Source organism: Acinetobacter sp. AHP123, assembly GCF_023757925.1.
Lineage (GTDB): Bacteria > Pseudomonadota > Gammaproteobacteria > Pseudomonadales > Moraxellaceae > Acinetobacter > Acinetobacter oleivorans.
The window spans coordinates 2,386,906-2,412,634 of the sequence record NZ_CP092454.1 but is presented as its reverse complement, the minus strand read 5'-3'; the positions used below and the strand labels follow the sequence as shown (position 1 = coordinate 2,412,634).

The following is a 25,729-nucleotide window of genomic DNA, read 5'->3' as shown; positions in this document are numbered from 1 at the left end:
ATTTTTTATAATGGAAGATTAACCTCTACCCTCAAACCACCCTGTTCAGCATGCATAAAACGCAATTCACCATTATGCAATTCAATAATTTTTCTTGTAATTGAAATTCCCAATCCTGAACCTTGCTGCTGAGTACCTAATACTCGAAAAAAACGCTGTCCTAAGCGTTGCAATACCTCATCATCTACACCATTTCCTGTATCTTCTATAGCAACTTTAATTTGCTGTTCGTCCTGACTAATCTCGACATGAATAGAACCTAAATTCGGGCTATAACGAATGGCATTATCAAATAAATTTCTAAAAGCAATAAACAGTAATTCTTCATTCGCAAAGGTTTTAGTTTCTGTCGATAAGGTATTTGTCTCTATCAACATCTGTTTAGCATTCGCATCTAAAGTTACAGTTTCAATGACTCTAGCCAATAAATACTTTAAATCGATAACTGTTTTAGGAAGTTGTGGCTGCTCTGCTTCATTGGGTTCCAAGCGAGCCAGAAGCAGTAAGTTTTCAAGTACTTTTGTACTTCTTGAAACGTCTTCTTGTATACGCTCAAAGTCTTGATGAAGTTCTGGAACATGTTGATATTTACGCTGTAAAACCTGAAGGCGCATTTGTATGGCAGACAACGGAGAACGTAGCTCATGGGAAGCATCCGCTGTAAAACGCTGCTCAGCCACTAATGCTCTTTGCAATCTTGCAAGTAATTGGTTTAAAGCATCAATCACAGGTTGAATTTCGGTAATGACATCTGGGTCTTGAATTGGTTCTAAATTTGAAGCTGTTTTTTGGGCAATACGTATAGAAAGTAAATTTAGCGCAGCCAATTGTTGCTCGGTACGCCAACTTACAATGACCCATTGCAGCAACCAGAACAACACCATAAGACCGCTATAGCCTGCAAGTGCTTTGAGTACTTCTTCAATACGTGTACTCATTGGCTGAAAGACTTCAACTTCTAGTTGAGAGTCTTCTTGTTGTGCAGCCAAACTCCGCCATAATTGACCATCAAACCAAAAATATGAAAAACCTTCAGATAACTTTCCTTGTTCAAAAAGTTCATGCTGATAACTATGAGAATGAGTAAGTAATTGCCCAGAGCTTAATAACTCATACTGAATATCAAATTCATCACTGAGCTGATCAAACTGTTTCATAGAATGTTTAGAAAGGTCAGAAACCAGCAAAGTATCTGAAATTTCATCCATGATTTCATCTTGCACTGACATGTTGTGATAAACAGAAAATATGGTAAGTAAGCTTAAAGCCACCAAGCCCACCACCACACTACTCCACATTGTGGTTTTAACCAGTTGTGACTGCAAAGATGAGCGATTCGATTTCATTTTAAATCTCCCATACGGTAACCTAGCCCCCGTATGGTTTTAATGCAGCTACTTCCAATTTTTTTTCGAAGCTGATAAATAAATACTTCGATGGCGTTACTTTCAATTTCCTCACCCCATGCATAGAGTGCTTCTTCTAATTGATCACGGGTAATAATATGTTCAGGATGAACCATCAGCTTACGCAATATTTGAAATTCTTTTGCCGTTAAATCGATAGACTTGCCAGCGCTTAATACAACTTTCGCTTGTGTATCAAGTTGCAAATCACCCCACGTTAAAATCGATTGCTGACTTAAAGTTTGTTTACGCAATTGAGCGCGAATTCGGGCAGAGAGTTCTTCTAAACTAAAAGGCTTAACCAAATAATCATTTGCGCCTAAATCTAGTCCTTCTACGCGATCATGAATGCTGTCACGTGCGGTAATAAAAATAACAGGAACATTTTTTTGTTTATAACGGATCGTTGTTAGAACTTTCTCACCCGCTAATTGCGGCAGTCCCCGATCAAGTAAAATACAGTCATAGTCATGCTGCTCAATTGCCGTAAGCGCATAATCACCTCTTTCCACCCAATCGACCTGATAACCATCTAACTCTAACCATGATTGAATACTTTCAGCTTGAGAGCGATCATCTTCTGCAAGCAAAATTCTCATCTATTTTTCCTGTTATATGCTGTTTTAATCTTGCCAAGCCTTTATAAAAAAAGCAAAGCCGCATCATTTAAATGCGGCTAAAAGTAGTAGATTCAGAGATCAATGAATTAGAACTGAACTTGATCGACCTCAATTTCTACACGTTTTAAAGGTTTATAGTCGATGTCTACTTCACCAATTAGAGTGACATTTGTATTTGCTGAAATAGGACGACCCTGCCAAAGCTCATCATCTACATCCACTGTAATGCTACCTGTCTTGTCACGAAATTGATATTTTTCATCACCTAAAGATTTTACAACCTGCCCATGTAATTTGACTGGTGTATTATCTTTTGCCGTTAATGCATGCTTAACAGTTGTCAGAGTTGCTGGTGCAATTGCTGCCTGATTCACAGGTGTATTTGCCATAGCTACGCCAGTAACAGTTAGACCCGTAGTCATTAGTATCGCTTTAAGCATTTTCATAAGATCACCTTTTTAACCACATCTTCGAATAGCGTAAGTACAACAGGCATAGATGAGGTGAATCTTAAGAAAAAGTTAATTTAATGGCACAACCCGCAATACCTCTTCTAATGTTGTAAGACCATCAATCACTTTACGAGCACCTGCAATTCTTAAGGGTTCTATACCTTCTTTTTTAGTTTGCGTTCTCAAATCATTTAAGGTCATATGGCTACTAATAAGATGCTTAAGCTCAAGACTGACTGGCATAAACTCATAAATACCGACTCGCCCTTTATAGCCTGTATGACGACATTGTTCACACCCTACTGCCTGATAAACTTTTTCTGGCATGTCCATAATGTAGTCGAATGTTAAATGTTGCCATTCATCCTCATTAATATGAGTTTGCTGTTTGCAGTGTGGACAAAGTTGTCGCACTAAACGCTGAGCCAATACACCTAAAATAGTTGCTGCTGTTAAAAATGGCTGCACACCTAAATCATGCAAGCGAGTCAAACTGGACGGCGCATCATTGGTGTGTAAAGTTGATAATACCAAATGACCTGTAAGTGCCGCCTGAATGGCCATATTTGCTGTATCTTGATCGCGAATTTCCCCAATCATAATAATATCTGGATCTTGTCGCATAAGTGCACGAACACCATCTGCAAAACCTAATTCAATTGCGTTATTGACCTGCATTTGGTTAAAACTAGGCTCTAGCATTTCAATCGGATCTTCAATGGTACAGACATTGACCTGATCAGTTGCAAGCTGCTTTAAAGATGAATATAACGTTGTGGTTTTACCTGAACCTGTGGGGCCAGTAACCAAAATAATCCCATGGCTATTTTTTGTTAATTGCTGCCACTGTTGTAATAAACTCTCTTCAAAACCAAGCTGATGAAAAGAACGTACCAACACATCGGGATCAAAAATACGCATGACCAGTTTCTCACCAAACGCTGTGGGTAAGGTTGATAAACGGAGTTCAGTTTCTTGACCTTTAGGTGTCCGTGTTTTTAATCGACCATCTTGCGGTTTACGTTTTTCCGCTACATTTAAACGTCCTAAAATTTTAATTCGGGAAATCACGGCGGTCAGTATATTGGATGGCATGTTATAAATGGTGTGCAACACACCATCAATACGGAACCTGACTTTACCGTTATCTTTACGCGGTTCCATGTGAATATCACTGGCACTCTGCTCGAATGCAAACTGTAAAATCCAGTCAACCAATTTCACAATATGCTGATCATTCGCATCTGGGTTCTGACTATCGCCAAGCTGCAAAAGCGCTTCAACATTTTTAGTGTCACGTTCATGAGCTGCATCTTTTTGAGCGGAGTTTACAGCACGACTGACCTGATAATATTCACGTAAATAGCGTTGCAACTGTTCAGGATTAAGTAATACTCGTTCAATTTTTTTAGGCGCTAGACTTCGCTCTAAATTGTTTAGCCAATCTGTTTGAAATGGTTGATCTGTTCCAATCACGATTCGATCAGCATGAATTTCCACAGCTAAAATATGATTGCGAATAGCAAACTCTTGTGACATTACTTGCGTTAAAGCACTAACATCTGCCTTTAAAGGATCAATCACAAATAAAGGGAGCTGAACCAGATCTGCAAACCATAAACACAAGCGGTTTAAACTTAAATGAGCGTGTGTGTGCTGCTGATCTTTTAAATTAAAATGTGCAATCCACTGTAATGGATGCCACTTTAACTGGTCTTTTTGGCGGTGGCTTGACTGTACCAGTAATTTATCTCGTTCTGTAATACGGCCTTCTTGTAATAGTTGTTCTAGACACCAATACGTATCTATTTGTACATGTGCATTCATGCGTTATCCCCAATATATTTTTATAATATAGCAGAGATGTTTTATATTTAAATATCCTTTAACATCAGTTAATTAAACCAATTCTCATCTTAATATTTTTTTTGTGCCACAGGTCATATTTATAGAAATATTTTCTACATGGTTTTGTCTAAAAAAGACACTATGCTCACTATAATAAAAAGCATAAACTGAACGTGAATATATGATTTTTAAAACGATTCAAATCTACTTATAACAATAAACCAAAGAGGAAGTAATATGGAGCTTCCAATGACAATGTCATTACAAACAACTTCATTTGAAGAATTCATTACCGTTATTGCTGCGGCGCTCGGTTGTGGCTTATTAATTGGTTTAGAACGTGAGCGAAGTAAGCTTAAACATGAATACAAAACTTTTGCCGGATTTCGTTCTTTTGCAATTAGTTCATTATTAGGCGCCATCTGTTTTTTATTCGGCACTGAAATTGGAATTGTAGGTGCCCTTCTCATTGGGGCAATTAGTATTGTATCTCTCAAAAATCAGCCTAATGACCCCGGTGTGACTACCGAACTTGCCTTTATTATGACTTACTTTATTGGGGCACTTTGTATTTGGAATATTTCGCTTGCTGCTGGCCTAGCTGTGATCATGACCATTATTTTATTGGCAAAGCAGTCTATGCATGGCATTGCCAGTCAGTGGATTACTGAATCGGAATTGCGTGATGGTATTTTTCTACTTGCCTTACTTTTAATAGCGCTGCCTTTAGTGCCCAATAAACCCTTTTGGGGTCCAGTTTTAAATCCGCATGTGATTTTAAAATTACTCACTTTAATCTTATTTGTACAGGCACTCGCCCATATTGCGAAACGGTTACTCTCCTCTAAAAACGCTTTATTACTCTCTTCTTTAGCTTCGGGATTTGTTTCCAGTACAGCAACCATTGCCAGTTTAGGTTTAGAAGTACGCTCTGGCAGGGCCAATGCAACTACAAATGCAGGCGCTGCATTAATGTCGTGTGTTTCAACACTCATTCAAACTTTAATTATTGTGATTGGGATTAGCTTTGCTTGGTTTAAGCTGATTATATTTCCTACACTTATTGCATTAGCAGTTTTAGCAATCTGGGCTTTCATTTTATTGCGTAAAGCAGAGCCCAGTACAACTTCACCCGAACTTGACTCAAGAATGTTCAGCTTAAAAGAAGCCATTATTATTGCAGGCACACTCACCCTCATTCAGGCAGGTGTTTATGGCTTAAGTATCTCTTTAGGCGATGCTGGATTAATCGCAGGTACTCTGCTCGCATCTTTATTTGAAATACATGCAGCTATTGCGGCAGTCATTGTGCAAGGTGAACCTGATAGTACCCATATGACACCTTTATTAATTGCATTTTTAGGAGGCTTTGCAGTTCATGCGCTTGCCAAAAGTGTGAACTCTGCAATTTCGGGCGGGCTACGCTATGCCCTTGCTTTCGTTCCCGCCCAACTCATTCATATGGCTATATTTATTAGTTTACTTTGGCTCAACATCCATTGGTTTTAAAGATTTCTACTGTGCAAGCTAAGAAGTCTTCACCACATCAATGACCGTAACTACAAATTGATCGACTTTAAAATGAATATCAAAGTCTGAAAATTTCATTTTATAGATTCGTTCAGCGTCTTCTTGATAGGCAGGCCGAGGATCTAAAGCTAAAACTTGCTCAAGCTCATCAATGTACTGTGAATTCATTTCATTATTTTGCAGAAAATATTTTTGCGCTGTTAACGCAGCTTCTGACCAAATGACTGACTTCCGTTCAGGTTCTGCATGTGCATAACCACTTTCCGCATCAATAATTGCATCAGAATATTGAATATAAGGCTTGATATCTAAAATTGGCGTGCCATTTAATAAATCACTTCCTGTGATATAAACTCGAACAGACCTACCGACTTTTTCCACTTTATTAAGTTTTACAACTGAAAGTCCGATTGGAGCAGGTCGATACATGCTACGTGTAGCAAACACCCCAATTTTCTCATTACCGCCTAAACGTGGTGGACGAACCTGTGGACGGAATTTATCGGCACTCCCCTGATTTTTATTGTCATGAAACTGCCAAACTAGCCAGAGATGACTGAACTGCTCAATTCCCTCAAATGCCAATAAGTCATTATAAGGTTCTACCATATCAATATAAGACTCAATATTTACCAAATTAGGCTGGCGTGGAATGCCAAATTTTTCACGATATGGGGAACACATGTGGCCAATTATGGGGAAGGTGACAGAATTGTTCATCACTTTTTCTTATAAACACAATTAAATATATTCAGTTTATCGGGAATGAAATTAGATTAGAATAGCTATCTGTTTTCTTTTAATCGTGATCGAGACCTTTAATGGCTGCTTTTAACGTCGAACGCATTACTCATGTTCACCACTGGAATGACACACTTTTCAGTTTTAAAACTACACGCGATACTAGCTTACGTTTTAAAAATGGTCAGTTCGTAATGATCGGACTAGAAGTGAATGGCAAACCGTTAATGCGTGCGTATTCGATTGCAAGTGCAAACTACGAAGAAGAGTTAGAATTTTTCTCAATTAAAGTACAAGATGGTCCTTTAACTTCAATTTTGCAAAAAGTACAAGTTGGCGATGAAATCTTAATTTCTAAAAAACCGACAGGTACTTTGGTTCATGATGACCTTTTACCGGGTAAAAACTTGTACCTTTTATCTTCTGGTACTGGCCTTGCACCATTCTTATCAATTATTCGTGACCCAGAAACTTACGAACGTTTTGAAAAAGTAATTGTTGTTCATGGTACACGCTATATTTCTGAATTAGCTTACCAAGATTTAATTTTGGATGAACTTCCAAAAAATGAATTCTTTGAAGAGTTAGGTATTAAAGACAAACTTGTTTACTACCCTACAGTAACTCGTGAACCTTTCCACACTCAAGGCCGTGTAACAACTGCAATTGAAACTGGTGCTTTATTTGAAAAAATCGGTTTACCACGTTTTAACCGTGAAACTGACCGCGCAATGCTTTGCGGTAGCCCTGCATTCTTAAAAGACGTTGCTGCGTTACTTGACCAACACGGTTTAGTTGAATCACCTCGTATGGGTGAAATGGGCGACTACGTAATTGAACGTGCGTTCGTAGAAAAATAAGATTTTTCTAATTAAAGAAACCGAGGCAAAGTCCTCGGTTTTTTTATATCTGTTTTATAACTTGATTGTGCCATCAATACAGGTAACAGCCGTTCCACCCACTAAAATTTTGTCTTGATACAAATTTAGTTGAAGCTGTCCGTCACGACCTAAAGCTTGCCCCTGTGAAGAAAGAACGACATCATTTTCTGCTGGTAAAATACCATGGTAACGAATAAAAGATGCTACGCTGCCATTACCACTGCCACAAACTGGATCTTCATTTATTCCAATTGAAGGAGCAAATGAGCGGACTTCTATATGTTTTTGCTCATCATTATTTTCATAAAAACCATAAACCGTTGCTCCACCAACTTTTATTTCTAAATCATGTTCTTTTAGAGCAGCAAAGTCTGGTTGGCTATCTAAAACAGCTTCGGCATTCACCGCTTGTAATACAATCCAACGCGCCCCTACATCAACCAATGTGGCATTCCATTGAGTATCAATCTGACATTTTAAAATCTTTGCTAACTTCTCAGTGTGCATTGCATCAAGTGGAGTAATTTTAGGCTTAGGTAGTTCAAACGAAATATGCTTTGAGTCACTCACTGTAAGAGCAACTAAACCCGCAGCACATTGCTGTACCAGCTTACCTTCTTTGGCTGTCACGAGGCCCGCTTCAAGCAAAGCATAGGCAGTTCCAATTGTAGGATGTCCTGCAAATGGCAACTCACTTTGCGGAGTAAAAATTCGAACCTGATAATCAGCTTGAGAATCGGTCGCAGGGAGCACAAATGTCGTTTCAGAAAGATTTGTCCAATTCGCAATTTCCTGCATCTGTTCAGATGTTAAGGTACTGGCGTCCATAATGACTGCGACAGGATTACCTTTAAATGCTTGTGAAGTAAAAACATCAACTTGTTTAAATGCAACAACAGACATAGACCACTCCTACTGATTTTAAAATTAAAAAATATGGTTTTTAAGTCCTTACCATTTTTTGATCTTACTGATTTATTTTTAATGGTCACAGCATCAGTTAATATGAAAAATAATAGACACAGTTTTTAAGTTTAGATTTGTGTCAAATGAACCAATCAAAAGCAATCACAATATTTGAGTTAAATAAAAGATCACGATAAAGTGTATCCATTGCTTTGGCTTTTTAATGAATTGACATGTACAAATATAAAAAAGTGAGTGATGACCTCACCCTTCAAATTCAGAATGGCAGGCAGCCTATTGGTTCACGCTTACCATCAATTCGCGACTGCGCAAATCATTATCAGGTCAGCATTAACACCGTAAAAGAAGCTTATCGTCAGCTTGAAGATAAAGGTTTGATTTCTGTTCGTCCACAGTCTGGTTACTATGTTTGTCATGCACCTTCAAACTTACTAGAACTCGAAGAGCGTTATGTCAGTGAAGAAAAAGTATCTCTTTCAGGAATTAGTTGTTTTCTCGCGCAAATTGTTAAAAAACAGATGAACCCCCACTATGTCAATTTGGCTCTGGCTTGTCCTACAGGTGAAAACTTCTATCCAATTGAACGCTTAAAACGCTTAACTGCTCAAGTTTTACGGACACAGCCAGACATTTTTAAAAACTATACTTTACCGCCCGGCTCTATACGTTTACGTACTCAAATTGCGAGGCGAGGCTTACAGCTTGGTATGTTTCTTTCAGCCGATGATATTGTACTCACTCACGGCACCATGGAAGCTTTAAGTCTCGCGATTATGGCAACAACTCAAGCGGGTGACAGCATTGCTCTTGAGATTCCTACTTTTCATAACCTGTACCCACTGCTTCATAATTTAGGTCGAAAAATTGTAGAAGTACCGACCTCGCCGCATACAGGTATGTGCCTAGATGCTCTTGAAGAACTGTTAAAATCTAAAAGTGTACAAGCCATATTAACTATTCCAACAGGACACAATCCTCTCGGTTTTAGCATTCCTGAAAGCAACCGTCGTCGCTTAGCAGAGCTTGCTAATCAGTTTCAAATCCCTGTCATTGAAGATGCGATGTACGCCGAACTGCAACTGACTGAACCGCTCTTACCCAACATTAAGGCATTTGACCAAAATGGATGGGTTTTGGTATGTGGTAGCTATACGAAAACCGTAGCACCCGACTATCGAATTGGTTGGTTAGAAGCTGGGCGCTTTCGTAATATTGTGCAGCAAATTAAATTAACAACGACAGTTGCCGAGCCAGCTCTACTTACAGAAACTTTAGGGCTTTTCTTAGAGAATGGCGGTTATGACCTGCATTTACGGCAGCTCAAAAAACGCTATCAACAACAAATTGACACCATCAAATCTTATATTTGTCGTTATTTTCCACTCGGTACTCGAGTCAGTCGTCCGCAAGCAGGATTTATTTTATGGTTAGAGTTGCCTGAATCTATCGATACATTAGAACTTTTTCATCAGGCAATGGATGAAAAAATCTTATGTATGCCGGGAATTTTATGTTCGGCTGATAAACGTTTTAGCCATTGTTTACGTATAGCAGCGTGTTTCGAATTAAATCCTAAAATGTTAAATGCTTTGATGCGCTTAGGAGAACTAGCTAAAAATATGCTACCCGCACAAAAAGATATAGGCCAAATCCCTACTAATTCAGTAGGTTGAATCAAAAATACAGAGTTAATAAAATAAAACCATATATTTTTTATGCCTTTTATTTTATGAAAACTGAACTCCTCTCTCCCGCAGGTTCACTAAAAAACATGCGCTATGCATTTGCCTATGGTGCAGATGCCGTATATGCCGGCCAACCACGTTACAGTTTACGTGTGCGTAATAATGCTTTTGATCATGACAATTTAAAAATTGGTATTGATGAAGCCCACGCTTTGGGTAAAAAGTTTTATGTTGTGGTGAATATTCAGCCACATAACAGCAAATTAAAAAACTTTATTCGTGATCTTGAACCGATTATAGCGATGCAACCAGATGCTCTTATTATGTCTGACCCAGGCTTGATCATGATGGTGCGTGAGCATTTTCCAGAAGTACAAATTCATCTATCTGTTCAAGCCAACGCCATTAACTGGGCCACTGTTAAATTTTGGAAAGATTACGGTTTAAGCCGTGTCATTTTATCTCGTGAGTTGTCATTAGAAGAAATAGAAGAAATCCAGCAACACGTACCAGATATTGAACTCGAAGTTTTTGTACATGGCGCACTATGCATGGCCTACTCAGGCCGTTGTTTACTTTCTGGTTATATGAACAAACGTGATGCCAACCAAGGTGCTTGTACCAATGCTTGCCGTTGGGACTATAAACTGCATGAAGCTCAAGAAGATGCAAACGGCGATGTAATTCCAGTTACTCAGCTCAACACCTCAGAAAAGTCTTGCTGCTCATCAGCACAATCAGAAAAAACTTCGAATCAAACTTTGCTTGTACAACGTAATGATGAAGAAATGTTTGCTGCCGAAGAAGATGAACACGGCACCTATTTTATGAACTCCAAAGATTTACGTGCGGTACAGCATGTAGATCGTTTAACCAAGATAGGCATCGCCTCACTGAAAATTGAAGGCCGTACTAAATCCTATTTTTATTGTGCCCGTACTGCTCAAATTTATCGAAAAGCCATTGATGATGCTTTAGCAGGTAAACCATTTGACCCAAGCTTAATGACTCAGCTCGAAGGGTTGGCAAATCGCGGTTATACCGAAGGTTTTTTAAGACGTCATGTTCATAGCGAATATCAAAACTATGCTGATGGTTCATCACACTTTGACTATCAACAATTTTGTGGAGAGGTTTTAGAACGCCACGGCGATTATATTCGCATTGAAGTTAAAAACCGTTTTGTAGTTGGTGACTCACTTGAGCTGATGACGCCTCAAGGCAACATCACCTTTACCTTAACCGAAATGCGTGATTTAAAAGGTAACCCAATTACAGATGCTAAAGGTTCGGGGCATTTTGTTGAAATTCCACTCTCACAAGATGTTGACATCAGTTATGCCCTACTCGTACGCAATTTGCCGCATGCGAAAGAAAGTATTACTGCATCTACATTGGCTTATTCAGTGAGTTAAATATGGCGCTTTTGATTACTAGTGACTGCATCAATTGTGATATGTGCTTACCTGAATGCCCGAACATCGCTATTTTTGAAGGGAGCAAAGTTTATGAAATTGATCCACTTCGTTGTACCGAGTGTGTAGGCTTTTACGATGCGCCTACGTGTAAGGCGGTTTGCCCTATCGATTGCATAAAACCAGACCCTGCGCATATTGAGAATAAAGAGCAACTACTAGAGAAATTTAAAGGGTTAAATTTACTCGGCGAATCTATTTCTTAAAAAGACTATCGAGGATCAGGCTAAAGTTCCGGATCCTCTTTTTATGACTATGCAGCTCAATGATTAAATAAATGAATAAATAGCTGAGAACACTTTGCTAGTGATAAAATCAATTTATCAGTTCAGTTTGATTTACTGGTCATTTTGTACCAAAAAAATTAAACAATCGTTAAAACTGCCAAACCATTTCAACATTTCATGTAGATTGATTAAAACTCATTCTGGCGCAGCTCCCCATGTCTTATCTTTATTTAGCAATTGCGATTGCTTGTGAAGTCATTGCAACTTCAGCTTTAAAAGCATCTCAAGGTTTTACGGTTCCTATTCCATCCATCATTACAGTTGTGGGTTATGCAATTGCTTTTTATTTATTGTCTCTTACGCTAAAAACGATTCCGATCGGAATTGCATACGCCATTTGGTCTGGCGCGGGTATTATTTTAATTTCTGCAATTGGCTGGATATTGTACAAACAGCATTTAGATTTGGCGGCCTGTATTGGTCTTACTTTAATGATTGCAGGTATTATCATTATTAATGTGTTTTCTAAAAATACCCATCTATAAAATATAATTAAAAAAGTAACCGAGTAAGATGAAAATTCTTTTAGAAAAATTTCACCTTACTCGGTATAAACAGCTTATTTCAAACTGCCCGTCAAAAATTGCTTTAAACGCTCACTTTTCGGATTGTTGAGTACTTCATCAGGATGGCCCTGTTCCTCAATTTTCCCTTGATGCAAGAAAATCACTTGATTAGACACATGACGTGCAAAGCCCATTTCATGTGTCACCACAATCATGGTACGGCCTTCTTCAGCCAAACTCTGCATAACCTTGAGTACTTCACCCACCAACTCAGGATCAAGTGCACTAGTTGGTTCATCAAATAGCATCACTTCCGGTTCCATTGCCAAAGCACGAGCAATTGCTACACGTTGCTGCTGGCCACCAGATAAAAATGCTGGATATTTACTCTCAACGCTTTCAGGCAATCCAACTTTACGTAGATATTTCCGTGCACACTCTTCTGCTTCAGCACGTTTTACTCCAAGCACATGAATTGGCCCTTCAATGACATTTTCAAGCACTGTCATATGTGACCATAAATTAAAGTGCTGGAACACCATCATCAGTTGGGTACGCATTTTTTGTAGTTGCTTTAGATCAACCACTTTTAAATTGCCTTTTTTATCAAAGACTGTGCGTAATTTTTCACCATTGAGTTTAATGGTGCCATTGCTCGGTTGTTCTAAAAAGTTGATACAACGCAGCAAGGTACTTTTACCTGAACCGGATGAACCAATAATACTAATCACATCGCCAGCATTTGCATCAAGTGATATCCCTTTCAGTACTTCATGATCGCCAAATGTTTTGTGTAAATCACGAATCACTAGTTTTGCAACGTGTTCCATTTATGTCTCCTAATGATTCGATGGCTTTAAAAATGCCAACCAACGTTTTTCCAACTTACGAAATATCCAAATCAAAATAAATGCCAACATCGCATATAACACCGCGGCAATCCCAAAAGCATTGAAGGTGTCATAGGTTGCCGCATTTACATCACGCGCAATTTTTAAAATATCTGGAACAGTTGCTGTAAATGCAATGGTTGTCGCATGCAACATCAAAATGACTTCGTTACCGTAAAATGGCAAAGCACGGCGTAACATCGATGGAATGATAATACGTGTGTAGAGTTTCCATTTGGACATACCGAAAGCTTGGGCGGCTTCAATCTCGCCATGTGGAATAGAACGAATCGCTCCAGCAAAGATTTCAGTCGTATATGCACCAGTATTGAGCGCGAATGCCAAAATGGTGCAATTTATGCCCTCTCGGAAAAATGCATCGAGCGTCTGATGTTCATGGACGTAATCAAAGCTGTAAATACCTGAATAAATAATTAACAGTTGGATATACAGGGGCGTGCCACGAAAAACGTAGGTAAACAACCAAACTGGACCACGCAACCAAAGATTTTCTGATACTCGTGCAAGTGATAAAGGCACAGCAAGCACAAAGCCAATACCAATAGAAAGCACCAATAACCAAGCAGTCATCGCGACACCGGTCATCTGTAGGCCATCGGTCCAAAGGTATGCCTGCCAATATTGTTGAAGGATTTCAATCATAATTGTCCCTTCCTCACACCAGCAGAATAACGACGTTCAAGCCACATTAAAATCAGGTTCGACACGGTGGTAATTGCCAAATAAATCGCAGCAGCCACGATGCTGAAAAAGAACAATTGCATGGTACTTCTACCCGCATCTTGCGTAATTTTTACAATATCAGTCAGGCCAATAATTGAAACCAGTGCTGTTGCCTTAATCAAAACCTGCCAATTATTACCAATACCCGGCAATGCAAAACGCATCATTTGAGGGAACAATACACGTCGAAAAACCTGCCAAGGGGTCATACCATAGGCCTTTGCTGCTTCAATTTGACCCGTTGGAACCGATTGAAATGCACCACGAAAGGTCTCGGTAAAATATGCACCATAAATGAACGCTAAAGTAATCACACCAGCCACAAATGGGTTGATATCAATCTGGTCCATTTGCAATGCTTCAGTAATTTGGTTTAAACCTAACTGCAAGCTATAAAATAACAGCAGCATAATTACCAAATCAGGCACACTACGAATGAGCGTGGTATAGGCGGTCGCAATATAGCGTAAAGCTTTAATATTAGAGAGTTTTGAACTCGCACCAATTAAGCCAATAATGACGGAAAGCAAAAGTGACAACAGCGCAAGCTGTATGGTCATCCATGTTCCGCTGAGAAGGAGTGGCCCATAGCCAGATAAAAACATGACTCATCTTCTCCTTAAAAACAATATCTAATATTGATGAGATGAGAATAGATTTTAAAATGTCGGCACTAAGCCGACATTTTTCACATCATTAGTAAATGTTAAAGGAGAAATATTTTTTCTCTAGTTTCTTGTATGTGCCATCCGCAATGATTGCTGCGAGAGCTTTGTCAATATTCGCTTTCAAATCTGCATCTTCTTTGCGTAAACCAATCGCTGCGCCTACACCCAGTGTTTTTGCATCAACCACATTGCTACCGACAAAAGTAAAGTTTTTGCCTTTTGGTTGTTTTAAGAAAGCACCATCAACCATGATTGCATCTTGTAAAGTTGCATCTAAACGACCTGACATCATGTCTTGATAAATCAAATCTTGGACTGGATAAGGTACAACGTTTACACCTTTTGTTGCCCAATAGGTTTTAGCATAAGTTTCTTGAATTGTGCCCTGTTGTACCCCTACACGCTTACCTTTTAATGATGCAGCTGTTGGTAATAATGGTGAGCCTTTTTTTGCAACCATACGCGTTGGTGTGTTGTAGATTTTGCTACTAAACAAAATTTGTTTCGCACGTTCATCAGTCACCGTCATTGATGAAAGAATACCATCAAATTTTTTCGCTTTAAGTGCTGGAATCATCCCATCAAAAGAGTTTTCAACCCAAACACATTTGGCTTTGAGTTTTGCACAAATAGCATTACCCAAATCAACGTCAAAACCAGTTAACTTGCCATCTGGGGTTTTATATTCAAATGGTGCATAAGAGGACTCAGTACCAAAACGAATCACCTTCCAATCCTTTGCTTGAACATTCGTTGCAACAGCAGCCAAAACTAAGGTTGTTGAAACGAACATTTTTTTCATAAAGCTTGCCATCTTGAAGCTTCTCCTTAAAATCCAAATAAGGTGATAAAAACTTGAGTAATTTCTAAATTACTCTTCTGCCGAAATAATTGCAATTTCTATACCAGTAAATTAAGGATTTATGAAGATATCAAAACAGCGGATCGTATTACCTCATTAAATGTTGAAAAATCACTCAAATTTTAAGTTAGTTTTTGAGTGTGTAGGCCTCTGCCATATTTTCATTTTGAACCAATGTCCGAATGGTGTATTCATGGTTGTGTTCTTTGGCACTGGCAAATTCACATTTTTGATCTAATGACATTGAGCAACCACTCAGCAATGGACAACCTGCAAATAATTCGGCTACCCAATCTACAAATACACGGACTTTAGGCGATAAATGACGGTTTTGTAGATAAACGACTGATATTGGCATAGGAGCAGGCAACCATTCAGTCAATACCTCCCTAAGCGCACCAGATTCTAAATGTTTCGCCACCATATAATATGGACATTGAATTAGACCAAAACCTTGTACAGCCAAATCAATATATGAATCACCATCATTGACAGAAACGCGCCCTTTCACGCCAACGCTGTGAATTTCCCCATCAACCATAAAATCCCAGTCGATATTACGCCCAGTACGACTATTAAAGTAATGCACGACTTGGTGTTTTTGTAGATCATTAATAGTTTTTGGTTCGCCATGTTCCGCCAAGTAACGTGGTGCAGCAACCGTCACACACTGAATTGTTCCGATACGACGTGCCACCAAACTTGAATCTTTCAACTGACCAATACGAATGACACAATCCACCGCATCTTGCACCAGATCTACGGGGCGATCACTCATTCCAATCACCAAATCAATATCAGGATATTTGGAATGAAAATCACACAGCATCGGAATCAGAATCAACCGCCCGATTGAAGCTTTAACATCAATGCGCAGTCGTCCTCGAGGTCCACGTTCTGAATCATGAAAAGTCGATTCAACGTCTTCGACATCGGCTAAAATTCGCGCAGTACGCTCATAATAAACCGCACCATCTGGTGTCAAACTGAGTTTCCGAGTGGTCCGATTCAATAAACGAACCTGTAAATGTTTCTCTAAACCCTGAATGGTTGTAGTCACTGAAGCGCGCGGTAGGCCTAAACTGTCAGCCGCTAAACTGAAACTATTTGTTTCAACAACTTTGTTAAATACTTTCATCGCATGAAATAGATCCACACGCACACTCCTATCAATTAATGCATTTTTTCATTCAAACACATCAATTATTATAAAAATACGAATAGTGTTATCGAATTTAATATATTTATTCGTGATTGACAAACTTTTATGCTCCGTCCATCCCATAAACCCTGTTTCTCCCATACGGACCATAATTAAAAGTCTGAAAACAGGTATCCAAATAAGTAGGAGCACCTCATGTCATTTTCCCGCAAACAGTTTGCGCTGTCTGCCATCTTTGTCGCCATTTTGGCAACGGGTGGCAGTTTTATGTTTTTACATGAAAATGCCGATGCAAAAGCTGCACCGACCACAGCTCAACAAGCTGCTACTGTTGATATTTCGAATGTCATCAGCAAAACCATTACCGATTGGCAAGAATATTCCGGTCGCTTAGAAGCCATTGATCAAGTCGATATTCGGCCACAGGTTTCAGGTAAACTCATTTCCGTACACTTCAAAGATGGCAGTCTGGTTAGAAAAGGCGAATTACTTTTTACCATTGATCCGCGTCCTTTCGAAGCAGAACTCAATCGTGCCCAAGCTCAACTCGCCTCAGCTGAAGCACAAGTGACTTATACAGGTTCTAATCTTTCTCGTATTCAACGTTTAATTCAAAGTAATGCTGTATCTCGTCAAGAGCTAGATCTAGCTGAAAATGATGCACGCTCAGCCAGTGCCAACCTGCAAGCCGCTAGAGCAGCCGTTCAATCTGCACGTTTAAATCTTGAGTACACGCGCATTACTGCACCAGTCAGTGGTCGAATTTCTCGTGCCGAAGTGACAGTGGGCAACGTGGTTTCTGCGGGTAATGGAGCACAGGTTTTAACAAGTTTAGTCTCTGTATCTCGCCTTTATGCATCTTTCGATGTTGATGAACAAACTTACCTCAAATACATCAGCAACCAGCGTAATTCAGCACAAGTTCCTGTCTATATGGGACTTGCCAATGAAACTGGGTTTTCTCGTGAAGGAGTCATCAACTCAATCGACAATAACCTAGATACAACCTCAGGTACGATTCGTGTTCGCGCGACTTTCGACAATCCAAACGGAGTTTTATTACCGGGTTTATATGCTCGAATCCGTCTGGGTGGTGGTCAACCTCGTTCAGCAATTCTGATTAGTCCAACAGCGGTCGGCGTCGACCAAGATAAACGCTTTGTTGTTGTAGTCGATGCTAAAAATCAGACCGCTTACCGTGAAGTAAAACTTGGCACACAACAAGATGGCTTGCAAATCGTAAATAGCGGATTACAAGCGGGTGACCGTATTGTGGTGAATGGTTTACAGCGAATTCGTCCGGGTGACCCTGTGACCCCACACCTCGTTCCGATGCCAAATGCGCAAATCACTGCAAGCAGCACTACTCCTCAACCTCAGCCAACAGAAAAAACATCAACTCCGGCAAAAGGTTAATCACATATGAATATTTCTAAATTTTTTATTGATCGGCCGATCTTTGCTGGTGTGTTATCAGTACTGATTTTACTTGCCGGCTTACTTTCGGTATTTAAATTACCGATTTCAGAATATCCGGAAGTTGTTCCACCATCTGTGGTGGTACGTGCTCAATATCCGGGTGCAAACCCGAAAGTCATTGCTGAAACTGTTGCTTCTCCGCTTGAAGAGTCGATCAATGGCGTTGAAGACATGTTGTATATGCAGTCTCAGGCAAACAGTGACGGCAACTTAACCATTACAGTGAACTTTAAGCTCGGTATTGACCCAGACAAAGCTCAGCAATTGGTTCAAAACCGTGTATCTCAGGCCATGCCTCGTTTGCCTGAAGACGTACAGCGTTTAGGTGTTACTACGTTAAAAAGCTCACCGACTTTAACCATGGTTGTGCATCTGACTTCACCAGATAATCGCTATGACATGACCTACTTGCGTAACTACGCGGTGCTCAACGTAAAAGACCGTTTGGCTCGTTTACAAGGTGTAGGTGAAGTCGGTTTATTTGGTTCGGGTGACTACGCAATGCGTGTGTGGCTCGACCCACAAAAAGTAGCGCAACGTAATCTCACAGCCACTGAAATTGTGAGTGCAATCCGCGAACAAAACATTCAGGTTGCAGCAGGTACCATTGGTGCATCACCAACAAATTCTCCTGTACAACTTTCAGTGAACGCTCAAGGTCGTTTAACCACTGAGCAAGAATTCGCAGATATCATTTTAAAAACTGCACCAGATGGTGCGGTCACTCGCTTAGGTGATGTTGCTCGTGTTGAACTTGCAGCTTCACAATACGGCTTACGTTCATTACTCGATAATAAACAAGCGGTTGCTATTCCAATTTTCCAAGCGCCAGGCGCTAATGCTTTGCAAGTTTCTGATCAAGTGCGTAGCACGATGAAAGAACTTTCAAAAGATTTCCCATCTTCAATTAAATACGACATTGTTTACGATCCTACCCAGTTCGTACGTGCCAGTATTAAAGCGGTTGTTCATACCTTGCTTGAAGCGATTGCACTGGTTGTTGTGGTTGTGATTTTATTCTTACAAACATGGCGTGCTTCAATTATTCCATTACTTGCCGTACCAGTTTCAATTATTGGTACATTCGCGCTCATGCTTGCTTTTGGTTACTCGATCAATGCGCTTTCACTGTTCGGGATGGTACTTGCCATCGGGATTGTGGTCGATGATGCCATTGTCGTCGTCGAAAATGTCGAGAGGAATATTGAAGCAGGCTTAAGCCCAAGAGATGCAACTTATCGCGCGATGAGAGAAGTGAGCGGACCGATTATTGCCATTGCTTTAACGCTGGTTGCCGTGTTCGTTCCACTTGCCTTTATGACAGGCTTAACAGGGCAATTTTATAAACAATTTGCCATGACCATCGCCATTTCAACTGTCATTTCGGCATTTAACTCGCTGACGCTCTCGCCTGCTTTAGCAGCCATGCTACTAAAAGGACATGATGCTAAACCTGATGCATTAACCCGCCTTATGAACCGTGTATTCGGACGTTTCTTTGCGCTGTTTAACCGCGTATTTACCCGTGCGTCAGACAACTATGGTAAAGGCGTAAGTCGCGTTATCTCCCATAAAGCATCGGCAATGGGTGTCTATGCAGCACTTTTAGGTTTAACCGTTGGGATTTCTTATATTGTTCCGGGTGGCTTTGTTCCCGCTCAAGACAAACAATATTTGATTAGCTTTGCTCAACTGCCAAACGGCGCGTCTTTAGATCGTACCGAAGCAGTGATTCGTAAAATGAGTGACACTGCTCTTAAACAGCCTGGTGTAGAAAGTGCAGTTGCCTTCCCTGGCCTATCAATTAACGGTTTTACCAACAGCTCAAGCGCTGGTATTGTCTTTGTGACCTTAAAACCATTCGATGAACGTAAGGCTAAAGACTTATCTGCAAATGCAATTGCTGGTGCGCTCAACCAGAAATATTCAGCCATTCAAGATGCCTATATTGCGGTTTTCCCACCACCACCTGTGATGGGTTTAGGCACCATGGGCGGCTTTAAACTCCAACTTGAAGACCGAGGCGCCTTAGGCTATTCAGCCTTGAACGATGCTGCTCAAAACTTTATGAAAGCAGCACAATCAGCCCCTGAACTTGGTCCAATGTTCTCAAGTTATCAAATTAACGTACCTCAGCTGAACGTAGATCTTGACCGTGTAAAAGCCAAACAACAAGGTGTTGCAGTAACAGATGTTTTCAACACCATGCAGATTTATTTAGGTTCTCAGTACGTTAACGACTTTAACCGCTTTGGACGTGTTTATCAGGTTCGAGCACAGGCAGATGCCCCGTTCCGTGCTAATCCTGAAGATATTTTGCAGCTTAAAACCCGTAACAGTGCTGGACAAATGGTTCCGTTATCTTCACTAGTGAATGTGACTCAAACTTATGGTCCAGAAATGGTCGTTCGTTATAACGGCTATACCTCAGCGGACATTAATGGTGGCCCTGCACCGGGTTATTCATCTAGCCAAGCAGAAGCTGCGGTTGAACGTATTGCTGCTCAAACTCTACCACGTGGTATCAAGTTTGAATGGACAGATTTAACTTACCAAAAAATCTTGGCTGGTAATGCAGGACTCTGGGTATTCCCAATTAGCGTCTTACTGGTGTTCTTAGTTTTAGCCGCTCAATATGAAAGTCTAACTTTGCCTTTAGCTGTAATTTTAATTGTACCAATGGGAATCTTGGCGGCTCTAACAGGTGTGTGGCTGACAGGTGGAGATAACAACATCTTTACCCAAATTGGTCTGATGGTACTGGTCGGGCTGGCCTGTAAAAATGCCATCCTAATTGTCGAGTTTGCACGGGAACTCGAAATGCAAGGTGCGACTGCATTCAAAGCTGCTGTAGAAGCCAGTCGTCTACGTTTACGACCAATTCTAATGACTTCTATTGCCTTCATTATGGGTGTAGTCCCACTAGTTACTTCAACTGGTGCAGGTTCTGAAATGCGTCATGCGATGGGTATTGCAGTGTTCTTCGGCATGATCGGTGTAACACTGTTTGGTTTGTTCCTGACCCCTGCCTTTTATGTCCTGATTCGTACACTGAACAGTAAACATAAATTGCATTCAGCAGCAGTTCATGAAGCGCCTTTATCTACCCCACATGATCATTAAGGAAGATATTTGATGGCTACAGCAAAACAAAGCTTATTATTGTCCTCACTCATGGGGAGCCTGCTGCTTGCAGGCTGCTCTTTGGCTCCTGAATATCAACCTGCAAAAGTGATAGTTCCAGTCAAATTTAAAGAGTCTGACCCAAAACTTGAAGACAATAATTGGAAAATTGCCCAACCTGCCGATCAGCAGATTCGAGGTGAGTGGTGGCGTGTTTTTAATGATGCTCAATTGAATGAGCTCGAACAACAAGCCATTTCTGGAAACCAGAGTCTTAAAGCGGCAGCGGCTAATATTCAAGCTTCACGTGCGTTACGTTCCGCAGCACAAGCTGAACGTTTGCCAAGTATTGGTGCTGGCTTTGGCCCAACTCGTCAAAAACCCTCTCCTGCTTCATTAGGTTTAGATGACAATGCCCATACATCTGCACAAACCTTATGGCGTGCTCAAGCGAATGTTTCATATGAGCTCGATTTATTTGGTCGTATCGCCAGTAGTGTCAATGCAGCAACAGCTGATGTACAGCAACAAGAAGCTTTATATCAGTCGGCACTTTTAGCTTTACAAGCAGATGTTGCCCAAGGTTACTTTCTCATTCGTCAGCTTGACGCTGAACAAGCAATTTATAATCGCACTATTAAACTGCTTGGCGAGACACGTGACTTAGTTCAAACCCGATTTAAGAATGGTTTAGTCAGTGAATTAGATGTTTCTCGCGCACAAACTGAACTGGCTACCGCCCAAACCAATGCACTGAACATTGCTCGTAACCGAGCCAATGCAGAACATGCACTTGCAGTATTGTTAGGCAAAACACCAGCTGAATTTAGCTTGGCAATTCAACCTTTAACTGCAAACAACCTCCGTCTGCCAGCAGGTTTACCTTCAGCTTTACTTGAAAGACGACCTGACATTGCTGCTGCCGAACGTGCTATGGCAGCAGATAATGCGCGTATTGGAATTGCACGTGCTGCGTTCTTCCCAAAACTAGACCTGACCGGTGCACTCGGTTATGAATCATCAACTTTAGGTGATTTAGGTAAATGGTCTAGCCGTACATTCTTACTTGGTCCAGTCGCAGGCACTATTTTATCTTTGCCATTATTTGACGGCGGACAACGTAAAGCTGGAGTCGCTCAAGCACGAGCTGCCTATGAAGAAAGCGTCGCAAACTATCGCCAAACTGTATTGAATGCATTTCGCGAAGTTGAAAATGGTTTATCTGACCAAAGAATTCTCGATCAGCAAATTCAGGCTCAAAGCCAAGCACTTTCTTCTTCTCGTTATGCAAATCAATTGTCTCATCTACGTTATCGAGAAGGTGCTATTAGCTATCTTGATGTGATTGACTCGGATCGGACTATTTTGCAACAAGAGCAACTTTCTGCACAGCTTAACGGCACTAGAATGATGGCTAGTGTAAATTTAATCCGCGCATTAGGTGGTGGCTGGCATAATGCCGAGTCATCGGTAAAATCTGAAAATTAATTTTCCCCTAATTAACTTGATATAAAAAAAGCGCCATACGGCGCTTTTTTATATTTACAACTTATTGTGCGTATACAGGGAATTTTGCACAAACAGTTTCAACTTTCGCTTTTACGTCAGCAATAACTTTTTCGTCACCTTTGCTGTCAATCACGTCAGCGATCCAACCAGCAAGCTCACGAACTTCAGCTTCACCGAAACCACGAGTTGTTACCGCTGGAGTACCGATACGGATACCAGAAGTCACGAATGGAGAACGTGGGTCATTTGGAACTGAGTTTTTGTTCACAGTAATGTGAGCAGCACCTAACCAAGCATCTGCATCTTTACCAGTTACATCTTGCTTGATTAAAGATAACAAGAATAAGTGGTTTTCTGTACCACCAGAAACAACGTCATAACCACGAGCGATTAACACTTCAGCCATAGCTTGAGCATTTTTTACAACTTGTTGTTGGTAAGCTTTAAACTCATCAGACATTGCTTCTTTGAAGCAGATTGCTTTAGCAGCAATCGCATGCATCAATGGACCACCTTGGTTACCAGGGAATACAGCTGATTGAAGTTTCTTCTCGATTTCTTCATTCGCTTTCGCAAGGATTAAACCAGAACGTGGACCACGAAGTGTTTTGTGAGTCGTAGTTGTAGTTACGTCAGCAATTTGAACTGGGTTTGGATATACGCCAGCAGCTACAAGACCTGCAACGTGAGCCATATCAACAAAAAGGTAAGCGCCAACTTTGTCCGCGATGTCACGGAAACGTTGCCAATCTACAACACGGCTGTAAGCAGAGAAACCAGCAACGATCATACGTGGCTTGTGCTCTAATGCTAAGCGTTCAACTTCTTCATAATCGATCTCGCCAGTTTCAGCGTTTAGACCGTATTGAACTGCATTATAAGTTTTACCAGAGAAGCTTACTTTAGCACCGTGAGTCAAGTGACCACCGTGAGCCAAGCTCATACCTAAAACAGTATCGCCTGGGTTAAGAAGCGCTAAATAAACAGCAGAGTTAGCTTGTGAGCCAGCATGTGGTTGAACGTTTGCGTAATCTGCACCAAAAAGTTCTTTAGCACGATCAATCGCCATTTGCTCAATGATATCCACATATTCGCAACCGCCATAATAGCGTTTACCTGGATAACCTTCTGCATATTTATTCGTAAGTTTTGATCCTTGCGCTTCCATCACAGCAGGAGAGCAATAGTTTTCAGAAGCAATTAACTCGATATGTGCTTCTTGACGCTCACCTTCAGAAGCAATTGCTTGAGCTAATTCTGGATCAAATTCAGAAATGGAAATATTGGCAAACATTAGCGGGGGTCCTATAAAATTAGGGCTTTTAAGCCGTGCTAAGATTGCGACATATTGTAGCATGAACTTTATAATTAAACAGAATGAAGTTAGCTCAGTTTTAAATAAAAATGGCTCAAGTTTTATAAAAAATGAGCCATTGTTTATAAATCAATAAAAAAGCTGGTTTAAAGCTTATATTTAAAATTTTTTCCTCATTCACTTTAGCTTACAATAAGGTTAAAAATACTTTAAATATCAATAACTCTATTGTGCTGTTAGCAAAGTCTGCACATTTCCAACAATGTTGTCTACATTACTACTCATTGCCGTGTTATGGTCCCAGTTACCAGTCACATAACTATTAATTTTAGTACCTACGCTAGTGGCATTAAATATCAATAAATCAGTTGCCAATTTAGGTACTGTAGGATCAGCTATCCCTTGATAAATGATGATAGGTGTAGTGACTTTTACTTGTAGCGGCTGTGAATCTTTTTCCAAAAACGTCTTAACTAGCGGCACTGCCATAAAATTAGGTTGTGTACGCGTATAACCATCTAATGTTTCCCCATGAGTTGCAATATAAACTTGCATAGTAGCGCTAAAATCCCCGAGTAAAGGTTCATAACAAAAACCTTCAGCGTCTTGTGCAATCCTTGCAGTAGATTCAGTAAATACTTGAAGATAATTAAAGTCTGGATGGGTATTACGAATTCCTGCTACAACAAGCGCTGTAAATGCATCAAGCTGCGCATAGATTGCCTTTTTTTCATATACTGATGCACTTGCAGCTTTTAATTCTCCATTTAAAAGAATACTCCCTAAATTAGAAGCTGGTGCTACAGCTACAGTACCTTTATAGTCGAGCTGTGCACGACTCGCATATTGTGCAGCACCTAATGCAGCATGTCCGCCTTGTGAGTGCCCAACTGTTAACCATTTTTTTGAAGTTAATAAATTACGCTGTAATAAATAGTTACGCGTTGCAACCACAGCATCCGTAATTGAGAAAGCCTCACTTTTAACATTTAAAAATGGATGTATGCCTGGGGTACCTAAACCTTCATAGTCAGGTGCGACAACAACATAACCTGCTGCAAGTAATTTACTAATTAAATCTTTTGTACTGTCTGTTAAAGCTGCCTTACTTGGTGCACAAGCATCTGCAACACCCGTAGTGCCATGTGCCCAAACGACAATTGGCCAACCGCCTGCTGGTGCTGGTGTATTTGGTGTGAATACCAAACTAGTTGCCTGTACTTCTTGGCCACTTTGACCTAACATTTTATAGGTCAAAATACTACTTTCAGCAGCAACTGATCCTAAGTTGGTGCTCGTGTAAGCATCTATCTTAACAACTGGATTTTTAATATTATTGGTTGGAGTACCTGATGGGTCGACAATGGCTGAGTTATCATCACTACTCCCCCCTCCACAAGCGACTAAAAATAAACTCGTACTAAGAACACTGGCCATGAACAGTTTCATTTTCATTGGTATATCTTCCATTAAATTCCATTTTTGTTTTGCTTTAGTTTTTTAATCAACATTTTCTAATGCCTTAAAAACAATTACGCCTAAACTTAATTTTTGGCAAGTTCTATTGGATGAAATTAATCTATGAAAACTTTATTTTTAATATAAATGACGTTCTCGCT

General features: G+C 40.2%; 22 protein-coding genes and 1 pseudogene. 10 read left to right on the top strand and 13 right to left on the bottom strand.

All coding sequences use genetic code 11. The features are described 5' to 3' along the window. Nucleotides 1-5: 5 nt before the first annotated feature. From MJX77_RS11450 to tfpB, 4 genes are all read right to left on the bottom strand, one after another. Nucleotides 6-1,346: an ATP-binding protein gene (locus MJX77_RS11450; RefSeq protein ID WP_252059106.1), complete on the bottom strand. Its 1,341-nt coding sequence runs from the start codon at nt 1,344-1,346 to the stop codon at nt 6-8. Then, entirely contained in the window at nt 1,343-2,005 is a 663-nt protein-coding gene (locus tag MJX77_RS11445; RefSeq protein WP_005307039.1) for a response regulator transcription factor, read from the bottom strand. Before MJX77_RS11445 ends, MJX77_RS11450 begins: the two co-directional genes overlap by 4 nt. Nucleotides 2,006-2,112: 107 nt before the next feature. Then, the gene (locus tag MJX77_RS11440) at nt 2,113-2,472 is read right to left on the bottom strand and encodes a NirD/YgiW/YdeI family stress tolerance protein (protein WP_005307042.1); all 360 of its coding nucleotides are present in this window, start codon (nt 2,470-2,472) and stop codon (nt 2,113-2,115) included. A gap of 75 nt (nt 2,473-2,547) precedes the next feature. Further along, nucleotides 2,548-4,305, bottom strand: a complete 1,758-nt coding sequence (gene tfpB, locus MJX77_RS11435; RefSeq protein WP_252059105.1) for a type IV pilus assembly ATPase TfpB — start codon at nt 4,303-4,305, stop codon at nt 2,548-2,550. A gap of 258 nt (nt 4,306-4,563) precedes the next feature. On the opposite strand from tfpB, the gene MJX77_RS11430 reads away from it, so the two are divergent. Then, nucleotides 4,564-5,835 carry an MgtC/SapB family protein gene (locus tag MJX77_RS11430; RefSeq protein ID WP_107882640.1) on the top strand — a complete coding sequence of 424 codons (1,272 nt, stop codon included), beginning with the start codon at nt 4,564-4,566 and terminating at the stop codon, nt 5,833-5,835. A gap of 18 nt (nt 5,836-5,853) precedes the next feature. On the opposite strand, the gene tsaA is transcribed toward MJX77_RS11430, so the two are convergent. Then, nucleotides 5,854-6,576 carry a tRNA (N6-threonylcarbamoyladenosine(37)-N6)-methyltransferase TrmO gene (gene tsaA, locus MJX77_RS11425; protein WP_252059103.1) on the bottom strand — a complete coding sequence of 241 codons (723 nt, stop codon included), beginning with the start codon at nt 6,574-6,576 and terminating at the stop codon, nt 5,854-5,856. Nucleotides 6,577-6,677: 101 nt separating this feature from the next. Between tsaA and MJX77_RS11420 the strand changes: the two genes are divergently transcribed. Then, nucleotides 6,678-7,457 carry a ferredoxin--NADP reductase gene (locus MJX77_RS11420; protein WP_005307052.1) on the top strand — a complete coding sequence of 260 codons (780 nt, stop codon included), beginning with the start codon at nt 6,678-6,680 and terminating at the stop codon, nt 7,455-7,457. A 54-nt stretch (nt 7,458-7,511) separates the two neighbouring features. Here MJX77_RS11420 and MJX77_RS11415 read toward each other — a convergent pair whose 3' ends face one another. Continuing rightward, nucleotides 7,512-8,381: a PhzF family phenazine biosynthesis protein gene (locus MJX77_RS11415; protein WP_252059102.1), complete on the bottom strand. Its 870-nt coding sequence runs from the start codon at nt 8,379-8,381 to the stop codon at nt 7,512-7,514. Between the two features lie 230 nt (nt 8,382-8,611). Between MJX77_RS11415 and MJX77_RS11410 the strand changes: the two genes are divergently transcribed. The 4 genes from MJX77_RS11410 to abeS all read left to right on the top strand — a co-directional run bounded on the left by MJX77_RS11410 (nt 8,612) and on the right by abeS (nt 12,337). Next, nucleotides 8,612-10,078 carry an aminotransferase-like domain-containing protein gene (locus MJX77_RS11410; protein WP_252061329.1) on the top strand — a complete coding sequence of 489 codons (1,467 nt, stop codon included), beginning with the start codon at nt 8,612-8,614 and terminating at the stop codon, nt 10,076-10,078. 56 nt (nt 10,079-10,134) lie between these two features. Next, a complete protein-coding gene (trhP, locus tag MJX77_RS11405) occupies nt 10,135-11,505 on the top strand; it encodes a prephenate-dependent tRNA uridine(34) hydroxylase TrhP (RefSeq protein WP_252059101.1) in 1,371 nt (456 codons plus the stop codon). Between the two features lie 2 nt (nt 11,506-11,507). Continuing rightward, nucleotides 11,508-11,771: a YfhL family 4Fe-4S dicluster ferredoxin gene (locus MJX77_RS11400; protein WP_174744659.1), complete on the top strand. Its 264-nt coding sequence runs from the start codon at nt 11,508-11,510 to the stop codon at nt 11,769-11,771. Between the two features lie 236 nt (nt 11,772-12,007). Continuing rightward, nucleotides 12,008-12,337, top strand: coding sequence for a multidrug efflux SMR transporter AbeS (gene abeS / locus MJX77_RS11395; protein ID WP_252059100.1), 330 nt, complete (start codon nt 12,008-12,010; stop codon nt 12,335-12,337). A 74-nt stretch (nt 12,338-12,411) separates the two neighbouring features. Here abeS and MJX77_RS11390 read toward each other — a convergent pair whose 3' ends face one another. From MJX77_RS11390 to MJX77_RS11370, 5 genes are all read right to left on the bottom strand, one after another. Continuing rightward, on the bottom strand, nt 12,412-13,188 hold the full coding sequence (locus tag MJX77_RS11390; RefSeq protein ID WP_252059099.1) for an ABC transporter ATP-binding protein: 777 nt from the start codon (nt 13,186-13,188) through the stop codon (nt 12,412-12,414). Between the two features lie 9 nt (nt 13,189-13,197). Then, a complete protein-coding gene (locus MJX77_RS11385) occupies nt 13,198-13,911 on the bottom strand; it encodes an ABC transporter permease (RefSeq protein ID WP_005307068.1) in 714 nt (237 codons plus the stop codon). Next, on the bottom strand, nt 13,908-14,597 hold the full coding sequence (locus MJX77_RS11380; RefSeq protein WP_087399935.1) for an ABC transporter permease: 690 nt from the start codon (nt 14,595-14,597) through the stop codon (nt 13,908-13,910). The genes MJX77_RS11385 and MJX77_RS11380 overlap by 4 nt, the downstream gene beginning before the upstream one ends. Before the next feature lie 91 nt (nt 14,598-14,688). Further along, nucleotides 14,689-15,474 (bottom strand): ABC transporter substrate-binding protein, encoded by a 786-nt coding sequence (locus MJX77_RS11375; protein ID WP_252059098.1) that lies wholly within the window; start codon nt 15,472-15,474, stop codon nt 14,689-14,691. 175 nt (nt 15,475-15,649) lie between these two features. After that, the gene (locus tag MJX77_RS11370) at nt 15,650-16,678 is read right to left on the bottom strand and encodes a LysR family transcriptional regulator (protein ID WP_005307076.1); all 1,029 of its coding nucleotides are present in this window, start codon (nt 16,676-16,678) and stop codon (nt 15,650-15,652) included. A 201-nt stretch (nt 16,679-16,879) separates the two neighbouring features. Between MJX77_RS11370 and adeF the strand changes: the two genes are divergently transcribed. The 3 genes from adeF to MJX77_RS11355 are packed head-to-tail and all read left to right on the top strand — an operon-like array spanning nt 16,880 to nt 22,774. Further along, nucleotides 16,880-18,100: a multidrug efflux RND transporter periplasmic adaptor subunit AdeF gene (adeF, locus tag MJX77_RS11365; protein WP_013197220.1), complete on the top strand. Its 1,221-nt coding sequence runs from the start codon at nt 16,880-16,882 to the stop codon at nt 18,098-18,100. Nucleotides 18,101-18,106: 6 nt separating this feature from the next. Then, complete coding sequence (gene adeG, locus MJX77_RS11360; protein WP_049837112.1) at nt 18,107-21,286, top strand: multidrug efflux RND transporter permease subunit AdeG; 3,180 nt, start codon at nt 18,107-18,109, stop codon at nt 21,284-21,286. A 12-nt stretch (nt 21,287-21,298) separates the two neighbouring features. Next, complete coding sequence (locus MJX77_RS11355; RefSeq protein WP_252059097.1) at nt 21,299-22,774, top strand: efflux transporter outer membrane subunit; 1,476 nt, start codon at nt 21,299-21,301, stop codon at nt 22,772-22,774. Between the two features lie 61 nt (nt 22,775-22,835). Here MJX77_RS11355 and glyA read toward each other — a convergent pair whose 3' ends face one another. After that, a complete protein-coding gene (glyA, locus tag MJX77_RS11350; protein WP_032052288.1) occupies nt 22,836-24,089 on the bottom strand; it encodes a serine hydroxymethyltransferase in 1,254 nt (417 codons plus the stop codon). Nucleotides 24,090-24,150: 61 nt separating this feature from the next. On the opposite strand from glyA, the pseudogene MJX77_RS11345 reads away from it, so the two are divergent. After that, a pseudogene (locus tag MJX77_RS11345) lies at nt 24,151-24,243 on the top strand (hypothetical protein); the annotation flags it as partial. A 92-nt stretch (nt 24,244-24,335) separates the two neighbouring features. Here MJX77_RS11345 and MJX77_RS11340 read toward each other — a convergent pair. Further along, complete coding sequence (locus MJX77_RS11340) at nt 24,336-25,565, bottom strand: alpha/beta hydrolase (RefSeq protein ID WP_252059096.1); 1,230 nt, start codon at nt 25,563-25,565, stop codon at nt 24,336-24,338. Between the last annotated feature and the right edge of the window lie 164 nt (nt 25,566-25,729).

Excerpts from the sequence above, each read along its gene's own strand:
- MJX77_RS11390 (WP_252059099.1), bottom strand. The coding sequence starts at position 13,188 with ATGGAACACGTTGCAAAACTAGTGATTCGTGATTTACACAAAACATTT.
- MJX77_RS11385 (WP_005307068.1), bottom strand. The coding sequence starts at position 13,911 with ATGATTGAAATCCTTCAACAATATTGGCAGGCATACCTTTGGACCGAT.
- MJX77_RS11450 (WP_252059106.1), bottom strand. The coding sequence starts at position 1,346 with ATGAAATCGAATCGCTCATCTTTGCAGTCACAACTGGTTAAAACCACA.
- abeS (WP_252059100.1), top strand. The coding sequence starts at position 12,008 with ATGTCTTATCTTTATTTAGCAATTGCGATTGCTTGTGAAGTCATTGCA.
- MJX77_RS11440 (WP_005307042.1), bottom strand. The coding sequence starts at position 2,472 with ATGAAAATGCTTAAAGCGATACTAATGACTACGGGTCTAACTGTTACT.
- MJX77_RS11375 (WP_252059098.1), bottom strand. The coding sequence starts at position 15,474 with ATGGCAAGCTTTATGAAAAAAATGTTCGTTTCAACAACCTTAGTTTTG.
- adeF (WP_013197220.1), top strand. The coding sequence starts at position 16,880 with ATGTCATTTTCCCGCAAACAGTTTGCGCTGTCTGCCATCTTTGTCGCC.
- MJX77_RS11355 (WP_252059097.1), top strand. The coding sequence starts at position 21,299 with ATGGCTACAGCAAAACAAAGCTTATTATTGTCCTCACTCATGGGGAGC.
- adeG (WP_049837112.1), top strand. The coding sequence starts at position 18,107 with ATGAATATTTCTAAATTTTTTATTGATCGGCCGATCTTTGCTGGTGTG.
- MJX77_RS11400 (WP_174744659.1), top strand. The coding sequence starts at position 11,508 with ATGGCGCTTTTGATTACTAGTGACTGCATCAATTGTGATATGTGCTTA.
- MJX77_RS11340 (WP_252059096.1), bottom strand. The coding sequence starts at position 25,565 with ATGAAAATGAAACTGTTCATGGCCAGTGTTCTTAGTACGAGTTTATTT.
- MJX77_RS11415 (WP_252059102.1), bottom strand. The coding sequence starts at position 8,381 with ATGTCTGTTGTTGCATTTAAACAAGTTGATGTTTTTACTTCACAAGCA.
- MJX77_RS11380 (WP_087399935.1), bottom strand. The coding sequence starts at position 14,597 with ATGTTTTTATCTGGCTATGGGCCACTCCTTCTCAGCGGAACATGGATG.
- tfpB (WP_252059105.1), bottom strand. The coding sequence starts at position 4,305 with ATGAATGCACATGTACAAATAGATACGTATTGGTGTCTAGAACAACTA.
- glyA (WP_032052288.1), bottom strand. The coding sequence starts at position 24,089 with ATGTTTGCCAATATTTCCATTTCTGAATTTGATCCAGAATTAGCTCAA.
- MJX77_RS11420 (WP_005307052.1), top strand. The coding sequence starts at position 6,678 with ATGGCTGCTTTTAACGTCGAACGCATTACTCATGTTCACCACTGGAAT.
- MJX77_RS11430 (WP_107882640.1), top strand. The coding sequence starts at position 4,564 with ATGGAGCTTCCAATGACAATGTCATTACAAACAACTTCATTTGAAGAA.
- tsaA (WP_252059103.1), bottom strand. The coding sequence starts at position 6,576 with ATGAACAATTCTGTCACCTTCCCCATAATTGGCCACATGTGTTCCCCA.
- trhP (WP_252059101.1), top strand. The coding sequence starts at position 10,135 with ATGAAAACTGAACTCCTCTCTCCCGCAGGTTCACTAAAAAACATGCGC.
- MJX77_RS11445 (WP_005307039.1), bottom strand. The coding sequence starts at position 2,005 with ATGAGAATTTTGCTTGCAGAAGATGATCGCTCTCAAGCTGAAAGTATT.